At 65.4% G+C, this 17,790-nt stretch carries 18 protein-coding genes; 6 read left to right on the forward strand and 12 right to left on the reverse strand.

Annotated elements, in window-relative coordinates; all coding sequences use genetic code 11:
* Positions 1-29: 29 nt before the first annotated feature.
* Positions 30-917, reverse strand: a complete 888-nt coding sequence (gene nifH / locus QX039_RS04470) for a nitrogenase iron protein (RefSeq protein WP_315740949.1) — start codon at positions 915-917, stop codon at positions 30-32.
* Between the two features lie 449 nt (positions 918-1,366).
* On the opposite strand from nifH, the gene QX039_RS04475 reads away from it, so the two are divergent.
* Complete coding sequence (locus QX039_RS04475) at positions 1,367-1,759, forward strand: response regulator (RefSeq protein WP_315740948.1); 393 nt, start codon at positions 1,367-1,369, stop codon at positions 1,757-1,759.
* Positions 1,760-1,805: 46 nt separating this feature from the next.
* A complete protein-coding gene (locus tag QX039_RS04480; protein WP_315771562.1) occupies positions 1,806-2,267 on the forward strand; it encodes a SufE family protein in 462 nt (153 codons plus the stop codon).
* Between the two features lie 264 nt (positions 2,268-2,531).
* Here the strand turns inward: QX039_RS04480 and QX039_RS04485 are convergent, their stop codons facing one another.
* The 7 genes from QX039_RS04485 to QX039_RS04515 all read right to left on the reverse strand — a co-directional run bounded on the left by QX039_RS04485 (position 2,532) and on the right by QX039_RS04515 (position 11,220).
* Positions 2,532-3,773, reverse strand: a complete 1,242-nt coding sequence (locus QX039_RS04485; RefSeq protein WP_315771564.1) for a cysteine desulfurase — start codon at positions 3,771-3,773, stop codon at positions 2,532-2,534.
* A 3-nt stretch (positions 3,774-3,776) separates the two neighbouring features.
* Entirely contained in the window at positions 3,777-5,102 is a 1,326-nt protein-coding gene (gene sufD / locus QX039_RS04490) for a Fe-S cluster assembly protein SufD (protein ID WP_315771566.1), read from the reverse strand.
* Positions 5,103-5,121: 19 nt separating this feature from the next.
* Positions 5,122-5,883: a Fe-S cluster assembly ATPase SufC gene (sufC, locus tag QX039_RS04495; protein WP_315756240.1), complete on the reverse strand. Its 762-nt coding sequence runs from the start codon at positions 5,881-5,883 to the stop codon at positions 5,122-5,124.
* Positions 5,884-5,920: 37 nt separating this feature from the next.
* Positions 5,921-7,438, reverse strand: a complete 1,518-nt coding sequence (sufB, locus tag QX039_RS04500) for a Fe-S cluster assembly protein SufB (protein ID WP_315771568.1) — start codon at positions 7,436-7,438, stop codon at positions 5,921-5,923.
* Between the two features lie 38 nt (positions 7,439-7,476).
* The gene (locus tag QX039_RS04505) at positions 7,477-7,671 is read right to left on the reverse strand and encodes a 4Fe-4S dicluster domain-containing protein (RefSeq protein WP_006609648.1); all 195 of its coding nucleotides are present in this window, start codon (positions 7,669-7,671) and stop codon (positions 7,477-7,479) included.
* A 535-nt stretch (positions 7,672-8,206) separates the two neighbouring features.
* Positions 8,207-9,946 (reverse strand): nif-specific transcriptional activator NifA, encoded by a 1,740-nt coding sequence (gene nifA, locus QX039_RS04510; RefSeq protein ID WP_315771571.1) that lies wholly within the window; start codon positions 9,944-9,946, stop codon positions 8,207-8,209.
* 425 nt (positions 9,947-10,371) lie between these two features.
* Entirely contained in the window at positions 10,372-11,220 is an 849-nt protein-coding gene (locus tag QX039_RS04515; RefSeq protein ID WP_315771573.1) for an SDR family oxidoreductase, read from the reverse strand.
* 396 nt (positions 11,221-11,616) lie between these two features.
* On the opposite strand from QX039_RS04515, the gene QX039_RS04520 reads away from it, so the two are divergent.
* Positions 11,617-12,471, forward strand: coding sequence for a xanthine dehydrogenase (locus tag QX039_RS04520; protein WP_315771575.1), 855 nt, complete (start codon positions 11,617-11,619; stop codon positions 12,469-12,471).
* 65 nt (positions 12,472-12,536) lie between these two features.
* Entirely contained in the window at positions 12,537-12,779 is a 243-nt protein-coding gene (locus QX039_RS04525; RefSeq protein ID WP_315771577.1) for a bacterioferritin-associated ferredoxin, read from the forward strand.
* An 83-nt stretch (positions 12,780-12,862) separates the two neighbouring features.
* Here the strand turns inward: QX039_RS04525 and QX039_RS04530 are convergent, their stop codons facing one another.
* The 4 genes from QX039_RS04530 to QX039_RS04545 all read right to left on the reverse strand — a co-directional run bounded on the left by QX039_RS04530 (position 12,863) and on the right by QX039_RS04545 (position 15,944).
* Entirely contained in the window at positions 12,863-13,717 is an 855-nt protein-coding gene (locus tag QX039_RS04530) for an SDR family oxidoreductase (RefSeq protein WP_315771579.1), read from the reverse strand.
* Between the two features lie 271 nt (positions 13,718-13,988).
* Positions 13,989-14,144 (reverse strand): hypothetical protein, encoded by a 156-nt coding sequence (locus QX039_RS04535; protein ID WP_315740937.1) that lies wholly within the window; start codon positions 14,142-14,144, stop codon positions 13,989-13,991.
* Between the two features lie 59 nt (positions 14,145-14,203).
* Positions 14,204-14,392 carry a DUF2934 domain-containing protein gene (locus tag QX039_RS04540; RefSeq protein WP_315771581.1) on the reverse strand — a complete coding sequence of 63 codons (189 nt, stop codon included), beginning with the start codon at positions 14,390-14,392 and terminating at the stop codon, positions 14,204-14,206.
* Between the two features lie 205 nt (positions 14,393-14,597).
* Positions 14,598-15,944: an ATP-binding protein gene (locus QX039_RS04545; RefSeq protein WP_315771583.1), complete on the reverse strand. Its 1,347-nt coding sequence runs from the start codon at positions 15,942-15,944 to the stop codon at positions 14,598-14,600.
* Between the two features lie 154 nt (positions 15,945-16,098).
* On the opposite strand from QX039_RS04545, the gene QX039_RS04550 reads away from it, so the two are divergent.
* Together QX039_RS04550 and fghA are read left to right on the forward strand one after the other, a co-directional pair.
* Positions 16,099-16,719, forward strand: coding sequence for a response regulator transcription factor (locus QX039_RS04550; RefSeq protein WP_315713180.1), 621 nt, complete (start codon positions 16,099-16,101; stop codon positions 16,717-16,719).
* Positions 16,720-16,804: 85 nt separating this feature from the next.
* Complete coding sequence (gene fghA / locus QX039_RS04555; protein WP_315740935.1) at positions 16,805-17,650, forward strand: S-formylglutathione hydrolase; 846 nt, start codon at positions 16,805-16,807, stop codon at positions 17,648-17,650.
* The last annotated feature ends 140 nt before the right edge of the window (positions 17,651-17,790 follow it).

Genomic DNA, 17,790 nt, shown 5'->3' on the forward strand with positions numbered 1-17,790 from the left:
GAGATCATGGGCCGGATGACCGGTGGCGGTTACGCCGTGGCGGCGAGCTCGGAGGCGGTCTTGCCGATCTGGCTCTCGTCGACCGCCTTCATGATGCCGTGCTCCATCAGCATGTCCTCGAGCTCGTCCATCGTGATCGGGGTCGGGATGATGCCCTTGCCGCCGTTGGCGTGGATCTTCTGCGCCAGCGAGCGGTAGTGGCCGGCCTGGACCGAGTCCGGCGCATATTCCAGAACGGTCATGCGGCGCAGCTCGGCGTGCTGCACGATGTTGTCGCGCGGCACGAAGTAGATCAGCTGGGTGCCGAGCTTCTTGGCCAGCGCCTCCGCCAGCTCCAGCTCCTTGTCGGTCTGGCGCTCGTTGCAGACCAGGCCGCCCAGGCGCACGCCGCCGGAGTTGGCATATTTCAGAATGCCCTTGGAGATGTTGTTGGCGGCATACATCGCCATCATCTCGCCGGACATCACGATGTAGATCTCCTGCGCCTTGTTCTCGCGGATCGGCATCGCGAAGCCGCCGCAGACCACGTCGCCGAGCACGTCGTAGGACACGTAGTCGATGTCCTCATAGGCGCCGTTCTCTTCCAGGAAGTTGATCGAGGTGATGACGCCCCGGCCGGCGCAGCCGACGCCCGGCTCCGGACCACCGGACTCGACGCAGCGGATGTCGCGATAGCCGACCTTCATGACCTCTTCGATCTCGAGGTCCTCGACGCTGCCCGCAGCAGCGGCCAGACTCAGGATTGTGTCCTGCGCCTTGGCGTGCAGGATCAGGCGGGTCGAATCCGCCTTCGGATCGCAGCCGACGATCAGGATCCGGTGGCCCATCTCGGCGAGTGCCGCGAGGGTGTTTTGTGACGTCGTCGACTTGCCGATGCCGCCTTTGCCGTAGAATGCGATTTGTCGCAGCGCTGCCATGATGCTCTCCATCAACCGATTGCCAATGTCTCGCATGCACCTTGCATCGCGAGACCGCGTCCTCTCTCCAGAACCGGCAGACGGGTTATTGGGAAGGAGAGCATCGCTCGTCCGAAGCGTCGGCGTGCACTCAGCCCTCAACCTTTGCCTGAGCCCAGTTTTGCAACGGCTGTGCCAGAGCTTTGGAATCGTTAAAAAGGCCATGTTTTGAAAGAGATGCGGCCAAGCTCGGCGCTAGGATGTACTTGTTGCAAATCCGACATCGGGGGTTTTCACCCGACGCTGCCGCGCCGTGCTGTCCGAAACGACACATGCCGCCGCGGCTCCGAGCGGCGCTTCCGTAGAGAACACCGGGGAGCGCTCGCGTGAGGCCGGCCAGGAGCGGCGGTACGGAGTTTGCTTGATGTAGATCAAACCCGCTTTCGAACGGGCCAGCAGGAGTACTATTGATGGCGAGCAAGACGCGCGTCTTTGTCATTGAAGCCGATCAGGTGATCCGCTCGGCGCTCGGCTACATTCTCAGTGAGCGTCACGAGACCTTCACCTTCGCGGAGACCGCCGACGCATTGACCAAGGCCGCACGGACCACGCCCCATGCCGTCCTCATCGGGATGAGCATCCTGGAGGACGACGGCGCCGAGACGGTCGGCATGCTCGCCAGGACGATGCATCAGGCCGGCATCATCGTGGTCGCAGGATCGACCAAGTCGCCGCTCGCGCTGGCCGGCCTGCGGCAGGGCGCGGAAGCCATCATCGCCAAGCCGATCACCTTCGACGGCGTCACGCACGCGGTCGATTCCGTGCTGGCGCGGCGCGGTAGCGAGCCGGGCCTGACGGCATAGCTGGCCCTGGTATCCACGGAGATCAGCCGATGACGAGGAGGGGATGATGTTGAAGATGACCCAGACCGCGACGCCGGGGACACCGGACATCGAGGACATCGTCGAGAATTTCGCGCTGCTCGACGACTGGGACGACCGCTACCGTTACGTGATCGAGTTGGGGCGCGGCCTGCCGCCGCTACCCGATACCGACCGTAATGATGGCAACAAGGTGCAGGGCTGCACCAGCCAGGTCTGGCTTGCCACCACAGTGCGGCACGACGCCGCAGTGCCGGCGCTCGACTTCATCGGCGACAGTGACGCCCACATCGTCCGCGGCCTGGTCGCGATCCTGCTCGCGATGGTGTCCGGCCGCACCGCATCCGAGATCCTGGCCGCCGATCCGATCGCGCTGTTCGAGAAACTCGGCCTGCGCGAGCATTTAACCCCGCAGCGCTCCAACGGTTTCCGCTCGATGGTGAGCCGCATCAGAGCCGACGCCCAGGCGGCGCTCGCGGCGGCGGCGTAGGTTTGGTTGTTTGATTGCTGCTTTGATTGATCGCGCGTATCGCGGCGAACTCGGTGCCCCCTCTCCCCTTGTGGGAGAGGGGGGCGGCCGAAGGCCACCGGGTGAGGGGTCTCTCGGCGCACTCAGAAGGTCATGGCTCGCGGAGACGACCCCTCACCCGAGCGATTCCAGGGCTGGTAGCGGTGCTGCCCTCTCCCACAAGGGGAGAGGGCGCATCAACGAGCAGCGCTCCTTCGCGATCACTGCGTGTAGGAAAAGGCGCCTCTACGAAAAGAATTCCTGCGCCTTCTTCAGCGCCCGCACCAGCACGTCGACCTCTTCCCGCGTGTTGTACATCGCGAACGACGCCCGGCACGTCGCCGTGACGCCGAAGCGCTCCAGCAACGGCATGGCGCAATGGGTGCCGGCGCGGACCGCGACGCCGGAGCGGTCGATGACGGTGGCGAAGTCGTGGGCGTGGGCGCCCTGCATCTCGAACGAGACGATCGCCCCCTTGTCGGCGGCATTGCCGATGATGCGCAGCGAGTTGATCTCGCGCAACTGCTCGGTCGCATAGGCGACGAGATCATGCTCATGCGCGGCGATGCGCTGCTTGCCGATGGAGGCGACGTAGTCGATCGCAGCCCCCAGCCCGGCGGCTTCCACGATCGGCGGCGTGCCGGCCTCGAAGCGGTGCGGCGGATCGCCATAGGTCACCCAGTCGCGCGAAACCTCGCGGATCATCTCGCCGCCGCCGTTGAACGGCGGCATCGACGCCAGGAGCTCGCGCTTGCCATAGAGCGCGCCGATGCCGGTCGGGCCGTAGATCTTGTGGCCGGTGATGCAATAGAAATCCGCATCGAGATCGCGGACGTCGACCTCCATGTGCACGGCGGCCTGCGAGCCGTCGATCAGCACCGGGATGCCGCGCGCATGCGCGATGCGGATGACCTCCTTGACCGGCACGACCGTGCCGAGCACGTTCGACATCTGCGTCATCGCCACCATCTTGGTGCGCGGCGTCAGCAGCTTTTCGAATTCGTCGAGCAGGAAATTTCCGTCGTCGTCGACAGGAGCCCATTTGAGCACCGCGCCCTGGCGCTCCCGGAGGAAATGCCAGGGGATGATGTTGGCGTGGTGCTCCATGATCGAGAGCACGATCTCATCGCCCGGCCCGATCCGCTCGCGGCCGAAGGTCTGCGCGACCAGGTTCACGGCTTCCGTGGCGCCGCGCGTGAAGATGATCTGCTCAGGGCTTTCGGCATTCAGGAACGACGCCACCTTGGCGCGGGCGCCCTCATAGGCCTCGGTGGCGGCGTTGGCGAGATAATGCAGCCCCCGATGCACGTTGGCGTATTCGGACGTATAGACCTGGTTCATCCGGTCCAGTACGGCCTGCGGCTTCTGCGCCGACGCCGCGTTGTCGAGATAGACCAGCGGCTTGCCGTGCACCTGCATGCCGAGGATCGGAAAGTCCGCACGGATGCGGCCAACGTCGTAGCCGCTTCCGTTCACCGCTGCATGCATCACCTACTCCCGTTGTCCGAGCCAGCCCAGCATCGCTTCGGTCAACGCCGCCCGCACGCTCTCATCGGCGGCGCCTTCGATGATCTCGCCAACGAAGGCCTGGATCAGCAGCGCCTTGGCTTCCTTGGGCGGAATGCCGCGCGCCATCAGATAGAACAGCAGCTCGTCGTCGATCGCGCCGGTCGTGGTGCCGTGGCCGCACTGCACGTCGTCGGCGAAGATCTCGAGCTCCGGCTTGCTGTCGGCCTCGGCCTCGTCGGACAATAGCAGCGCCCGCGACATCATCTTGGCGTCGGTCTTCTGCGCGCCGGGACTGACCGTGATCTTGCCCTGGAAAACCGCGCGCGCGGTGTCGCCGACGACCGCCTTGAAGGTCTCGCGGCTCTGGCAGTTCTCAGCTGCGTGCTCGATCGCCAAGGTCGTGTCCGCATGCTGGGTGCCCGACAGCAGCGATCCGCCGCGGATGTCGGCAACAGTGCCCTCACCCGCGATATGCACGAACAGCTGGTTGCGCACCAGGCTGCCGCCGGCGACGAAGCCAAGCTGATTGAAGGTCGCACGCGCGCCGATATTGGCGAGCAGCGAGGAGATGTGCAGCGCGCTGTTGCCCTCCCGGGTCACCTTGACATGGTCGATCCGCGCCTCGTCGCCGACGACGAGCTGCATCGCGGTGTTGACTTGATATTCGCTTCCGTCGGGCCCCTGATGCGACTCGACGATGGTGGCGCTGGCCCCAGTTCCGATATTGACCAGCGACCGCGTGTACATCGAGGTTGCGACCCAGTTCGTCGTGACGAACGCGACGTGGATTGGTCGGCTCAGTGCCGTGCCCGGCGCGACCAGGATCACGACGCCATTGGCAGCCAGCGCGGTGTTGAGCGCCAACGCCGGATCGTCGTCAGGCACGACGGGGCCGAGACGCTGCGACAGCAGCGGCTTGTCGGCGGCGAGCGCGTCGGCCATCGGCTGGATGGTGAGGCCCGGCTCGAGATCGGCGAGGTCGGACAGCTCGGGCACGAAGGCACCGTCAACGATCATCAGCTTGCGGAAGCCAGCGCCCGCGAACAAGTCGTTCGCCTCGCGCGCCTTGGTCTTGGCCGCGTCGTCGGGCAGCGAGGCGAGCCGCTTGGCCTCCTTCATCTGCGTGCGCAAATCGGTGTAGCGCCACGCCTCGACGCGCCGGTGCGGCAGGCCGACCGCATTGAAACGGTCGAACGCAGCAGCGCGCACCGCGGTGATCTCCTCGCCGCCCGGCAGATAGCGGCGGGCGCCCTGATACAGATCGGCCAGTCCGAGTTCGGCCTTGGTCTTGCGGATCACGACGCCCATGTTCGTCCTCCCCGGCGCCTTACGCCGCTTCGCTCTGGTACTGGGCGTAGCCGGTCGCCTCGAGCTCGCGCGCGAGGTCTTTGCCGCCGGTGCGGACGATGCGGCCCGCCGCGAACACATGGACGATGTCGGGCACGATGTAGTCGAGGAGCCGCTGATAGTGGGTGATCACGATCATGCCTCGCTCGGCGGAGCGCAGCGCGTTGACGCCGTTGGCGACGACCTTCAGCGCATCGATGTCGAGGCCGGAATCGGTCTCGTCGAGCACGCAGAGCGAGGGCTGCAGCAGCGCCATCTGCAGGGTCTCGTTGCGCTTCTTCTCGCCGCCGGAGAAGCCGACATTGAGCGGCCGCTTCAGCATGTCGGCGTCGATGTTCAGCGTCTTGGCGATCTCGCGCACCCGCTTGATCAGGTCCGGCGAGGACAGCTCCTCCTCGCCGCGCGCCTTGCGCTGGGCGTTGAAGGCGGCCCGCAGGAAGGTCAAGGTCGCGACGCCGGGAATCTCCATCGGATATTGGAACGCGAGGAACACACCCTTTGCGGCGCGCTCGTCGGCCTCCATCGCCAGCAGGTCCTCGCCGTCGAGATAGACTTCGCCGGCGGTGATCTCATAGCCGGGCTTACCGGCCAGCACGTAGGACAGCGTCGATTTGCCGGCGCCGTTCGGGCCCATGATGGCGTGGATCTCGCCCTTGTTCACGGTCAGGTCCAGGCCCTGGATGATCTTCCGTCCGCCTGCGATCTCGGCATGGAGCCCCTTGATTTCGAGCAAGGCCGTCATCGAACACTCCTTCTGATGCTGTCGCGGCGCGACGCCGTCATCCAACCGAACCTTCGAGCGAGATCGAGATCAGCTTCTGCGCCTCGACCGCGAACTCCATCGGCAATTGCTGCAGCACGTCCTTGACGAAGCCATTGACCACGAGGCCGACCGCCTCCTCTTGGCTGAGACCACGCTGGATGCAGTAGAACAGCACGTCCTCGGAGATCTTCGACGTCGTCGCCTCGTGCTCGAACACCGCGGAGGAGTTCTTGGCCTCGATGTAGGGCACGGTGTGCGCGCCGCATTTGTCGCCGATCAAGAGCGAGTCGCAGGCGGTGAAGTTGCGCGCGCCGGAGGCCTTGCGATGGGCGCTGACCAGGCCGCGATAGGTGTTCTGCGACTTGCCGGCGGCGATGCCCTTGGAGATGATCCGGCTCGACGTGTTCTTGCCGAGATGGATCATCTTGGTACCCGAGTCGACCTGCTGGAAGCCGTTGGAGATCGCGATCGAATAAAACTCGCCGCTGGAATTGTCGCCGCGCAGGATGCAGCTCGGATATTTCCAGGTGATCGCCGATCCCGTCTCGACCTGGGTCCAGGAGATCTTCGAATTTGTGCCGCGGCAGTCACCACGCTTGGTGACGAAATTATAGATGCCGCCGACGCCTTCGGAATTGCCGGGGTACCAGTTCTGCACCGTCGAATATTTGATCTCGGCATCATCCAGCGCGACCAGCTCGACCACGGCGGCATGCAGCTGGTTCTCGTCGCGCTGCGGGGCCGTGCAGCCTTCGAGATAGGAGACGTAGGCGCCCTGGTCGGCGATGATCAGGGTGCGCTCGAACTGGCCGGTGTTGCGCTCGTTGATGCGGAAGTAGGTCGACAGCTCCATCGGGCAGCGCACGCCCGGCGGGATGTAGACGAACGAGCCGTCGGAAAACACCGCCGAATTCAGCGTCGCGAAATAGTTGTCGGTGGTGGGCACCACCGTGCCGAGATATTTTTGGACGAGGTCGGGATGCTCGCGCAGCGCTTCGGAGATCGGCATGAAGATCACGCCGGCCTTCTTCAGTTCCTCCTTGAACGTCGTCGCCACCGACACCGAGTCGAACACGGCATCGACGGCGATCTTGCTGCGCGGCGCCGCGGCCTCGCCGTCGACATCCGCTTCCGCCGCCGCAGGCCGCTCGACGCCTTCGAGGATCTCGACCTCGCGCAGGGGAATGCCAAGCTTCTCGTAAGTCTTCAGGATCTCCGGATCGATCTCGTCGAGCGAGGCGACCTTCTTCTTCGGCTTCGGCGCCGCGTAGTAATAGAGATCTTGATAGTCGATCTTCGGGTATCCGACGCGCGCCCAGGTCGGCTCGGTCATCGTCAGCCAGCGGCGGTACGCCTCCAGCCGCCACTCCAGCATCCAAGTCGGCTCGCTCTTCTTGGCCGAGATGAAGCGGATCGTGTCTTCCGACAGCCCCTTCGGAGCCTTCTCGGACTCGATGACGGTCTCGAATCCGTAGCGATATTGATCGACGTCGATGCCCTTGACCCGATCAATGGTCTCCTGAACCGCTGCCATCTCTCACTCCGCTTGCAATGTTTCCGTCGTGGCCCGCGTCAGGCGGGCACGCAGGTGTCCGGCACCGGACAGACGGCAGCGCATTGCGGCGCGTCGAAGTGGCCCTCGCACTCCGTGCACTTCTTCGGATCGATGATGTACATGTCGTTCTTCAGCCGGATGGCCGCATTCGGACATTCGAACTCGCAAGCCCCGCAGACCGTGCATTGTGAGGCGATGATCTTGTAGGTCATGTGCAGCTCCCCGCGATCCCTGCGACATCGGACGACGTCATTCACGGGGTATCTTTCAAGCCGCGTGCCAGAGAGCATTTGGTTGATTTCTAAGGAGGATTCTAAAGATCGCCACGCCGGTCAGCTGTCGCTCTCCCGACAGCATGTCGCAAGTGCGACAGGGCGCATGAAGTCGCGTGCGCGTTTGGGTCGAGCCCCCGCCACGAGGGCAGTGAGCTCCCCTCCCCCCTGCGGGGAGGGGTCGGGGGCGGGGGTCCACGAGCACGCTGCACGTGATGCGCGCTAATGCTGTCACCAGCGGAGTGACGATGTGTGATGTAACGAGCAGCTCAGCGGACGTGAGTACAGCGAGCGAACTCACGACGATCAGCGCCCGGAGACCCCCACCCCCGACCCCTCCCCGCAAGGGGGAGGGGAGCCGACCGTCGCCGGGGCGCGATCTCGAGTTTCACGACTATCGTTACGCGGGCGACAGCATGCACGTGAAATAAAAAAGGGCGCGCCATCTGCGCGCCCCTCATGAGACCCAACCCGCTCAGAACCGCTTGACCTCGATGTTGTGCTTCTTCAGCGCGTAGCCGATCTGGCGCGGCGTCAGGCCGAGCAGGCGTGCGGCCTTGGCCTGGACCCAGCCGGACCGCTCCATCGCCTGCACGATGCGGTCGCGCTCCGGCACCGCGCCGCCCTCCGTACTCTCGGAATACTCGCCGTCATCGGCATCGATGGCCGGCAACTCGACGGGAGCCTCGATCGGCGCCGACGTCCGCGGCAGGATCGGCAGCGGCACCATGGGCTGGCCGCGCGGCGGCGGCGGGGTTACCGTGTTGCCCTTCCACAGGATCGCCGACATGCACTCGTTGCGGCTGCAGGCGAAGTCGTCCATGCTGATCGCCGAGCCCGTTGCCATGGTCGCGGTCCGTTGCACGCAGTTCTCCAGCTCGCGCACATTGCCGGGGAAGCCGCAATGCATCAGCACCTCGATCGCGCTGACGTCGAACGTCAGGTCGCGCTCGTTCTCGCAATTGAAGCGGCGCAGGAACTCGCGCGCCAGCTGCGGAATGTCGCTGCGACGCTCGCGCAACGGCGGCAATTTGATCGGCACCACGCTGATCCGGTAGTAGAGGTCGGCGCGGAACTCGTTGCGCGACACCGCCTCCTCGAGGTTGCGGTTGGTGGCGGTGACGATGCGGACATCGACCTTGATGGTCTGATTGCCGCCGACGCGCTCGAACTCCTGCTCCTGCAACACGCGCAGGAGCTTGGCCTGGAACGCCGGCGAGATCTCGCCGATCTCGTCGAGGAACAAGGTGCCCTTGTCGGCCAGTTCGAAGCGGCCCTTGCGCGCGTTGATCGCGCCGGTGAAGGCGCCCTTCTCATGGCCGAACAGCTCCGACTCCAGCACCGTCTCTGGCAATGCGGCGCAGTTGATCTTGATGAACGGCCGCTTGGCGCGATTGGACAGTTCATGGATCGCCTTCGCCACCAGCTCCTTGCCGGTGCCGGATTCGCCGCGCAGCAGCACCGGCGCATTCGACTTGGCGACGACGTTGATCTTCTCCAACAATGCGCGCAGCGCCGGGCTGTCGCCGACGATGCCGTCGACCAGCACCTTTTTGCGATCCTTCGGCGCCGGCTTCAGCTCCGACAGCTCCTTCTGCAGCCGGTGGCTTTCCGCCATCAGCCGCTCGCGGTCACGCGCGACGACCCGATGAAGCTTGATGGTCTGGCCGATCAGGTTGGCGACCATGGTCAGGAAGCGAACGTCGGAATCGAGCCGGAACACGGCGCGGCCGTCCCAGACACGGTCGATCGTCAGCGTGCCGACGACGCGCTGGTCGATGCGGATGGGAACGCCAAGGAAGGACACCCGGGTGTCGGCACCGACGCCGAGCGTCACCGCGTCGACGGCGCTGAAGACGGGATGATCGGCGACGTTCTCCGCGATCAGCGGCACGGCGGTGGCGACGATCTGGTCGATCGCCTTCTGCGGCAGCCGTTCGCGATAGCGCTGATCGCTGCCTTCGCTCCACCCGGCCCCCACCGCAAGATCGGGAATGCCGTCATCGGCGAGCAGCGACACCACGCCGTGGCGCATCTGCATGAAGGACTGCAGCAGGTTGACGACATTGGCGAGGGTGATCTCCAACCGCGTCGGCGCCGCCAGGATCTTCGAGATTTCGAAAATGCCCGTCAGGGCGATCTCGCTGAGCGGGATCGGAGCGGCGTTGGACCTGACGTCCTGAGCTTCGACCTGACGTGTTTCCGTTTGGACCATGGCCGCTTCTCTGATCGTCACGAACGCCTCGGTGAAGCCGCCCGTGATTGTAGATGTTCTAACATCCTCCCCCAACTGCAGATGATTGTCGTGCCTAACTTTGCTGCATTGCCGCAGAAGTAGTGTGCAACGGACAGAGCAGAAAAGCTGCAGGCTTTCATGATGTTAACAAATGAGTTTGCACCCGTCACGATGCGTGCATTGCACGTCCGCGCGGGCGACAAAAACGGTGTGCCTAACGATTTCGCGTTGTCTTCTCGACACCTAATATCCGCGCATTCGTCGGCCTGTTTGCGACCGGATCGCAACGGACAACACTGAACACCAACTTTCCACCGTCGGCCCGCCGCTCGTCGCCTTCGGCTGCAAGCCATGGGTATGACGTGTTCACATCCGCGTGTCGGCAGCGCGCGGCTGTGATCAACCTAGAGGTGCTGCCCCCCGTTGATCTGGATCTCCTCGCCGGTCACGTAGCTCGCCGCATCCGAGCACAGGAAGAACAGCACCTTGGCGACCTCCTCCGGAGCGCCGATCCGGCGCATCGGGATCAGCGGCGAGAACCGCGCCTCGGTCTCCGGGGACACCATCTCGGTCTTGATCTCGCCGGGCGCGATGGCGTTGACGCGGATGCCATGCGGCGCGAAGTCGTGCGCCATCTCGCGGGTCAGGCAGGCGAGCGCCGCCTTCGAGGTCGCATAGGCGGTGCCCGCAAACGGATGGACGCGGGTGCCGACGATCGACGTCACGTTGACGACCGCGCCCTGCCCGCGCTTCAGCTCCTCGAACAGCCCGCGCGCGAGCAAGATCGGTCCGAGAAAGTTGACGTGAAAGACGGTCATCCAGGTCTCGACCGAAGTCGACAGCGAATCCAGCCGGCCGCCGTCGCCGGCCTTCGGAGAGATCGCGGCATTGTTGATCAAGGCATGCAGCGGCGCGCCGTCGAGCCGCTGCTTGATGTCGGCAATCGCGCGCGGGATCGCCTTGCGATCGCTGAGATCGACCTGGACGTGGTTGTCGGGACCGGCGTCCCACGGACAGCGAGCACCGTCGAACGGCTGGCGCGAGCAGGTGATGATGCGCCAGCCGGCGTCGGAGAACAGCTTTGCGGTCGCATGACCGATGCCGCGCGAGCCGCCGGTCAGCACGAGCGTTTTCTGCTCGGTGCGCGCGGGCCGCTCGGCGGCCGCCATGTCTCGATGGAACGGGCACGCCGCGATGGTCTCGGCCGCCGCCATGGCGGGCTCGCGGACGTCCTGGTCGAGAACGAGACTCACGTCATCCGTCCTGATCCTGCGCCGCAACGCCACCAGGACGCCGGCTGCCAAGCTTCGGCTGCTGCCCTTGCCTCAGACGTGGTCTGGGCGCAGGCTCCGCGACGATCGGAAATATCAGCGGTATTGCCATGCGCCGGTTGTGCAGATTCCGGGCCAGCGAAAACGGCGGGCAAAGCAGCCCTTTTCTGTCGGGTTCGCGACAGATTGGCGCGTTCTGGACACATCCAGCGTCGGCTTTGTGCTTCGTCCTTTGCAAGACCTTCAAAGAGCGATCGTTTTCAAAACGATGGCTGATGGTCCAACTCTTGCTCGACGGATTTGATCATTCGAACGGGAAGACGGCTTGCCAGCCGCACGACGACAGCCACGAGACGCCAACGCCGTATGAACCGGGACATGAGGACGAATGCAGTGCGCTTCGCCGTGGTCCTCGGGACCAACGACGTCGCGTCCGCGATCGGCGTGCATCTGCATCGTGCGGGCTTCTGCGTGGTGCTGTCGCATGATCCCAATCCGCCGGTCATGCGCCGCAAGATGGCGTTTCACGACGCTCTGTTCGGCGACACCGTCCGCATCGAGAACGTGACCGGCGAGCGCATCGAGAGCACGATGGAGGTGTTCAAGGCGCTCGGCGATCCCCGGCACGTCCTGGTCACCCCGCTCGGGTTGCTCGATCTCCTGCCGGTCCGTACCATCGACGTCCTGATCGACGCGCGGATGCAGCGGCGCGAGGTGACCCCGAATTTGCGCGGCATGACGCGGCTCTCGATCGGCATCGGTCCGGGCTTCTCACCATCAGCCAATTGCGATATCGCGATCGAGACCCGGCCGGACCGGCTCGGCCAGATCGTGCGCGAGGGCTGGACGCTGGCAACGGATGATGTCGGCGCGCTCGTCGGCGTCGAGCGCCTGGTGCGTTCGCCGCATGAGGGCCGATGGCATACCCCGATCGAGATCGGCACGCGCATCTACAAGGGCTTCGTGATCGGCCATCTCTCCGGCGCACCGGTCACGGCCCCTTATGACGGCATCCTGCGCGGCATCGTCCGCGACGGCAGCGACGTGTCGGCCGGCATCGCGCTCGCCGAGATCGATCCACGCGGCCGCCATGCGCAGTGGACCGGGATCGATGCGCAGGGACAGGCGCTCGCCCAGGCGACGCTGGCCGCAATACGGCTGCACGCCGCAAACTGCATCAGGACGAGCGCGAGCGTGCCCGCCGATCAGATCGTTTCGAACGATTCTGATTAGCCCGTATCCGGCGCGCCGGCCTTGGCATCCCGGTTGCTTATCGTTTGCAGGAGCGAGCAACAGCCATGATCATCTGTTCCTGCAACGTCATCAGCGACACGGCCATTCGCAACATCGTCACGGCGGCCGACATCACCTTCGGCTCGCCGGCGCAAGTGTATGATTGTCTCGGCTGCACGGTCCAATGCGGCCTCTGCTCACGCTCGGTGAAGCGGATTCTCGACGAGCGGCAGGGTGATAGGGCCGCTGCGGCGGTGTGGCCGGTGCAGGCCGAGCTCGCGCCGTGCGCGATGATGTCCGCCGCGTAGCACCGGCACGGCCTATGACGTGCCGACGTCACCGCACTTGTCGGATGTCGGACAAATGCGACAGCAGACGATGTGCATCGGTCTCAGATGAACGGCTTGCCGCCGGTGACGGCAACCGTCGTCCCCGACGTGTAGCTCGACAGTGGATCAGCGAGCATCACATAGGCGGTCGCCAACTCGGCCGGCTGACCGGCGCGCTTCATCGGCACCTGCTGGCCAAAGCTCTTCACCTTCTCCTCCGGCATGGTCGAAGGGATCAGCGGCGTCCAGATCGGACCGGGGGCCACGGCGTTGATCCGGATGCCCTTCTCGGCCAGCAACTGCGCAAGTCCGCCGGTGAAGTTCTGAATGGCGCCCTTGGTGACAGCATAGGCCAGCAGACCGGGGTTGGGCATGTCGGCATTGATCGACGCGGTGTTGGCGCTGCCCGGCTTCATGTGCGGCACCGCCGCCTTGGTCAGGTAGAACATCGCATGGATGTTGGTGCGGAAGGTCAGCTCCCACTCCTCGTCGGAAATGTCGCCGATGTCGCTGAAGGATGCCTGATGCGCGGCGTTGTTGACGAGAATGTCGAGGCCGCCCAGTTCATCGACGGCGCGCTGGATGATGGCGCGGCAATGCCTGGCGTCCTGGATGTCGCCGGGCATCAGAATGACCTTCCGTCCCTCCTTTTCGATCAGCGTCTTCACCTCGCCGGCGTCATCATGCTCGCTGAGATAGGCGATGACCAGATCGGCGCCTTCGCGCGCATACGCGATCGCCACCGCCCGGCCGATGCCGCTGTCGCCGCCGGTAATGACGGCCTTCATGCCCGCGAGCTTGCCTGATCCCTTGTAGCTGGCCTCGCCATGGTCGGGCCGCGGCTCCATCCGGGCGGTGGTGCCCGGCATCGGTTGCGACTGCGGCGGAAACGGCGGCTTCGGATAGTGATCGGACATCGCGGCTCTCCTGACGAATGCTGCAACGTCAATCGCAGCACGGCATCAGCGTTCCTGCTGCCGAGCTCGGAGGCCTCAGCTCGGTCCACGCGGCGTGCCGGGCAAGCCGGATTCGGCGAGGACGACGCCGCAGCAACGGAAGCAGATCCCTCACGACCCGACCCAGGTCACACTGCCTGACCTGGAAAATCGGATTCGTCTGGCGAACTATCGACGGGAGAACCATCGGCACGCGCGACGCAGCGCGTGCCAACGGGTCTTGCTTTAGTCGTTAGTGGGTCTTGGTCTCAGCCCACTTCTCCAGATCCTTCTTGGAATCGGAGCGCTGCTCCTTCTCCGGGTTTCCTGTCCATGGCTTGTCGGTCTGCTTGATCGATCCTTCATCGGTCCGCTGACGCGGATCGTCCTTCGGTGTTTCCTTGCTCATCAGTTCGTCCTTTGATCGTTTGAGGATCGCTAGCCGGCCCCCCGCGCTACGCACGGCGTTCAACCCGGCAGCATCGTCGGCGGCGGCGCCGTCGCTTCGTCGTGCAACTGCTCGATCTCGCGGATCTCGTGCTCGGCCTGGTGCCAGAACTCATCCTCCCGGCCCTGCGGCTGCCCGGCCTGCTCCCACAGCGCGTGGGCGCGCTTGCGGATGCGGTCCTCGAGGCCCAATTCGTCGATTTGTCCCATGGCTCGTCCCTGATTGCAGCAAGCTCTGTTCTCCTCGGACGCGAGGAAGGCGAAGACGTGCATCCGGCGCACGTCCTGCTTGGGCAATGGAGAACGTGGGGCGATGTTCCACGGCAAGGCCGTGCTGACGATGATGCGCCGCAGGCGACGACAGTTCCGGTGTGGCACTGTCAACGGTGAGGACGGGCCGTCGTCTCGTTCCGGCCTAAGCCGCGTCGGCCGGCACCATGGCCTCGATCGTGACGCCCGTGCCGGTGGAGGCCACCGTCAGCGTGCCGCCGAGCGCCAGCAGCCGCTCGCGCATGCCGGTGAGGCCGAAGCCGAGCTTGTGCTCCGGACTGAATCCGCGGCCGTCGTCGCGGACGCGCACCCGCGTGTAGCTGCGGCGGTGGCCGGCCGTCGTCTGCTGCAGCGGCTCGATGGTGACGTCGACCGCGGTGGCCTCGGCGTGGCGGAACACGTTGGTCAGCGCTTCCTGCACCACCCGGTAGATCGTCAGCTCCGCCGTCTCATTGCTGCGCACGATCGTGTCGGTGAACCTGGTCTCGATCACGACCTCCGGCCTTGACTCCTGCCACAGCCGCACCAATGCGCCGAGCGCCTCGCGCAAGCCCAGCTCGGCGAGACCCACGGGCCGCAGCCGCTCGAGGATGCGGCGGTTGAACTGCTGCACGGCGTTGACCTGGTCGAGGATCGCCTGGCCGTGCCGGCGCATCGCCGCGACGTCGAGCGTCGCAGCCTCCGGCAGCCGCATCAGCGCACTGGCATGGGCGCGCAGCGCGAACAGATGCGGCCCGAACTCGTCATGCAGCTCGCGCGCGATCTCCTTGCGCTCGTGGTCCTGCAGCGACACCGTGCGCTCGGCCAGACGGCGCTTCTCCTCCACCGCCTCGCCGAGCGCGCCGGCGAGATGGTTGAGCTTGGCGCAGAGCGCCGCGAGCTCGGGCGCGCCGCCCGGCTTGACGCGGGTATCATAGGCGCCGGCCTCGATCCGGCTCATCGCCTCCGACAGATCCGAAAGCGGCGCCAGCGCGCGGCCGACCACGAGCATGGTGATCGCGAACAAGGCCAGCCCGACCAGCGAGCCGACGACGAGCTGGGTGACGATGCCGTCCCAGATTTCCGCGATCTCGTCGTCGGGATGCGACGTGATCACCAGCGTGTCGCTCCGGCCGGCGACGATGACCGGCATGCTGACCGAGGTCTTGTCGGGATGCACCAGTGCGATGAACCACGCCGGCGCCGCGCGGCCGACGCCCGGAGAGGGCGGAGTCTGCGCCGGCATTCCCTGCCGTCTCACGCTGACGTGACGAAGCTGTCCGAGATCGCCGACGATCCGATCGAGGCGCGCGTCCGGATCGGGCGCGTCATTGACCTCGTCCATGATGGTCTCGACGAAGGCCCGTGTCAGGCGGATGACGCTCTGGTCCTCGGCCAGCACGCGCGGCGCCGCCTCCAGCACGAGACGGCCGATGTTGATGGCGAGGCCCAGCGTCAGCAGCAGCGCCAGCAGCACGTTGATGCGGGTCCGCAACGACCAATTCTGCCACATTCTCTCCGCCTCAAAGCCACCGGGTTTCACGCGTCCTCACATTGACAGACAAATCCGCCGGCGATCTAATTGCAACATGATGCCAGACCGCGCAGCATGCATCCATGATGCATCGCAACAATGACGCGAGTTGGAAGTCCGGGACCCCAAGGCCATGCGCGTACTGATCGTCGATGACCATCCCATTGTGGCATCAGGCTGCCGGGCCCTGCTCTCGACCGATCCGGACCTCGAGCTGCTCGAGGCCGCCGATGCCGAGAGCGGCGAAGCCAGCTTCATCGCGCGCCGGCCGGACGTCTGCGTCGTCGACATCAACCTGCCGACCGTCTCCGGCTTCGAGCTGGCGCGGCGCATCCTCGCCCACGATGCCAACGCCCGGCTGATCATGTTCAGCATGAACGACGATCCGGTGTTCGCGGCGCGCGCCATCGACATCGGCGCCAAGGGCTACGTCTCCAAGAGCGGCGACCCGAACGATCTCGCCGAGGCGATCCGCGAGGTCGCGCGCGGCGGCAGCTATCTGCCGCCGGCGATCGCGCGCAGCATCGCCTTCGCGGGCGCCGCGGTCGCGCAGAGCCCGCTGGCGAAGCTGACCTCGCGCGAGCTCGAGATCCTCCGCCTGCTCAGCGCCGGCAAGAGCCTGTCCGAGATTGCCTGGCTGATCCACTCGTCCTACAAGACCGTCGCCAACACCTCCTCGATCATCCGCCAGAAGCTCGGCGTGCGAACATCCGGCGAGTTGGTGCGTTTGGCGATCGAGAACGGCGTCGCTTGACTCGCCCCGATTGAACGACGCAGCTTGACACGCGTTGGCGGCACGCGCGCCAGCGGCCCGACATCATTGCCGAACAGGTGATCCCATGACCCTCACGACCGTCTCCCAGAACAAGTCCCATGGCGGCGTCCAGGGCGTCTATCGCCACGCCAGCCAGGAGACCAAGACCGAGATGACGTTCTCGGTGTTCGTGCCGCCGCATGCCGACGGCGCGAAGCTGCCGGTCGTCTGGTATCTCTCCGGCCTGACCTGCACCCACGCCAACGTCACCGAAAAGGGCGAGTTTCGTGCCGCCTGCGCCGAGCTCGGCCTGGTTTTCGTGGCGCCCGACACCTCGCCGCGCGGCGACGGCGTGCCCGGCGATCCCAACAATGCCTATGATTTCGGCCTCGGCGCCGGCTTCTATGTCGACGCGACCGAGGCACCGTTCGCGAAGAACTACCGCATGTGGAGCTACGTCACCGAGGAGCTGCCGAGCGTGGTCGCGGCGAACTTCCCGGTCGATCCGCGCCGCCAGTCGGTGATGGGCCACTCGATGGGCGGCCATGGCGCACTCACGGTGGCGCTGCGCAACCCGGACCGCTACCGCGCGGCCAGCGCGTTCTCGCCGATCGTCGCGCCCTCGCAGGTGCCGTGGGGCGAGAAGGCCCTGGGCGGCTATCTCGGCGCCGACAAGGCGGCGTGGCGCAAGCACGATGCGGTGGCGCTGATCGAGGATGGCGCGCGCGTCTCCGACCTGCTGGTCGATGTCGGCACCGCCGATCAGTTCCTGACCCAGCAGCTGCGCCCGGAGCTGCTCAAGGCGGCCTGCGAGAAAGCGAACATCCCGCTCTTGCTGCGCAAGCAGGAAGGCTACGACCACAGCTACTACTTCATCTCGACCTACATGGCCGATCACCTGCGCTGGCACGCGGCGCGGCTCGCACGCTGATATCAGCCGCGGACGTGATTTGCCCGACGGGTGCGATGACGCGCCCGTCGAGACGATTTTGTCGTGCCCGGCGCCCGGATTACACGTGCGCGACGAGGGGGATTTCGCTCGGCGCCACAAGGCGATCCCAGTGTCCAGCC

Origin of the sequence: Bradyrhizobium sp. SZCCHNR1043, assembly GCF_032489675.1 — a bacterium.
Lineage (GTDB): Bacteria > Pseudomonadota > Alphaproteobacteria > Rhizobiales > Xanthobacteraceae > Bradyrhizobium.

Bases quoted from the DNA above. Each gene is read 5' to 3' on its own strand.
- nifH (WP_315740949.1), bottom strand. From the start codon at position 917: ATGGCAGCGCTGCGACAAATCGCATTCTACGGCAAAGGCGGCATCGGC.
- QX039_RS04475 (WP_315740948.1), top strand. From the start codon at position 1,367: ATGGCGAGCAAGACGCGCGTCTTTGTCATTGAAGCCGATCAGGTGATC.
- QX039_RS04480 (WP_315771562.1), top strand. From the start codon at position 1,806: ATGTTGAAGATGACCCAGACCGCGACGCCGGGGACACCGGACATCGAG.
- QX039_RS04485 (WP_315771564.1), bottom strand. From the start codon at position 3,773: ATGCATGCAGCGGTGAACGGAAGCGGCTACGACGTTGGCCGCATCCGT.
- sufD (WP_315771566.1), bottom strand. From the start codon at position 5,102: ATGGGCGTCGTGATCCGCAAGACCAAGGCCGAACTCGGACTGGCCGAT.
- sufC (WP_315756240.1), bottom strand. From the start codon at position 5,883: ATGACGGCCTTGCTCGAAATCAAGGGGCTCCATGCCGAGATCGCAGGC.
- sufB (WP_315771568.1), bottom strand. From the start codon at position 7,438: ATGGCAGCGGTTCAGGAGACCATTGATCGGGTCAAGGGCATCGACGTC.
- QX039_RS04505 (WP_006609648.1), bottom strand. From the start codon at position 7,671: ATGACCTACAAGATCATCGCCTCACAATGCACGGTCTGCGGGGCTTGC.
- nifA (WP_315771571.1), bottom strand. From the start codon at position 9,946: ATGGTCCAAACGGAAACACGTCAGGTCGAAGCTCAGGACGTCAGGTCC.
- QX039_RS04520 (WP_315771575.1), top strand. From the start codon at position 11,617: ATGAGGACGAATGCAGTGCGCTTCGCCGTGGTCCTCGGGACCAACGAC.
- QX039_RS04525 (WP_315771577.1), top strand. From the start codon at position 12,537: ATGATCATCTGTTCCTGCAACGTCATCAGCGACACGGCCATTCGCAAC.
- QX039_RS04530 (WP_315771579.1), bottom strand. From the start codon at position 13,717: ATGTCCGATCACTATCCGAAGCCGCCGTTTCCGCCGCAGTCGCAACCG.
- QX039_RS04535 (WP_315740937.1), bottom strand. From the start codon at position 14,144: ATGAGCAAGGAAACACCGAAGGACGATCCGCGTCAGCGGACCGATGAA.
- QX039_RS04540 (WP_315771581.1), bottom strand. From the start codon at position 14,392: ATGGGACAAATCGACGAATTGGGCCTCGAGGACCGCATCCGCAAGCGC.
- QX039_RS04545 (WP_315771583.1), bottom strand. From the start codon at position 15,944: ATGTGGCAGAATTGGTCGTTGCGGACCCGCATCAACGTGCTGCTGGCG.
- QX039_RS04550 (WP_315713180.1), top strand. From the start codon at position 16,099: ATGCGCGTACTGATCGTCGATGACCATCCCATTGTGGCATCAGGCTGC.
- fghA (WP_315740935.1), top strand. From the start codon at position 16,805: ATGACCCTCACGACCGTCTCCCAGAACAAGTCCCATGGCGGCGTCCAG.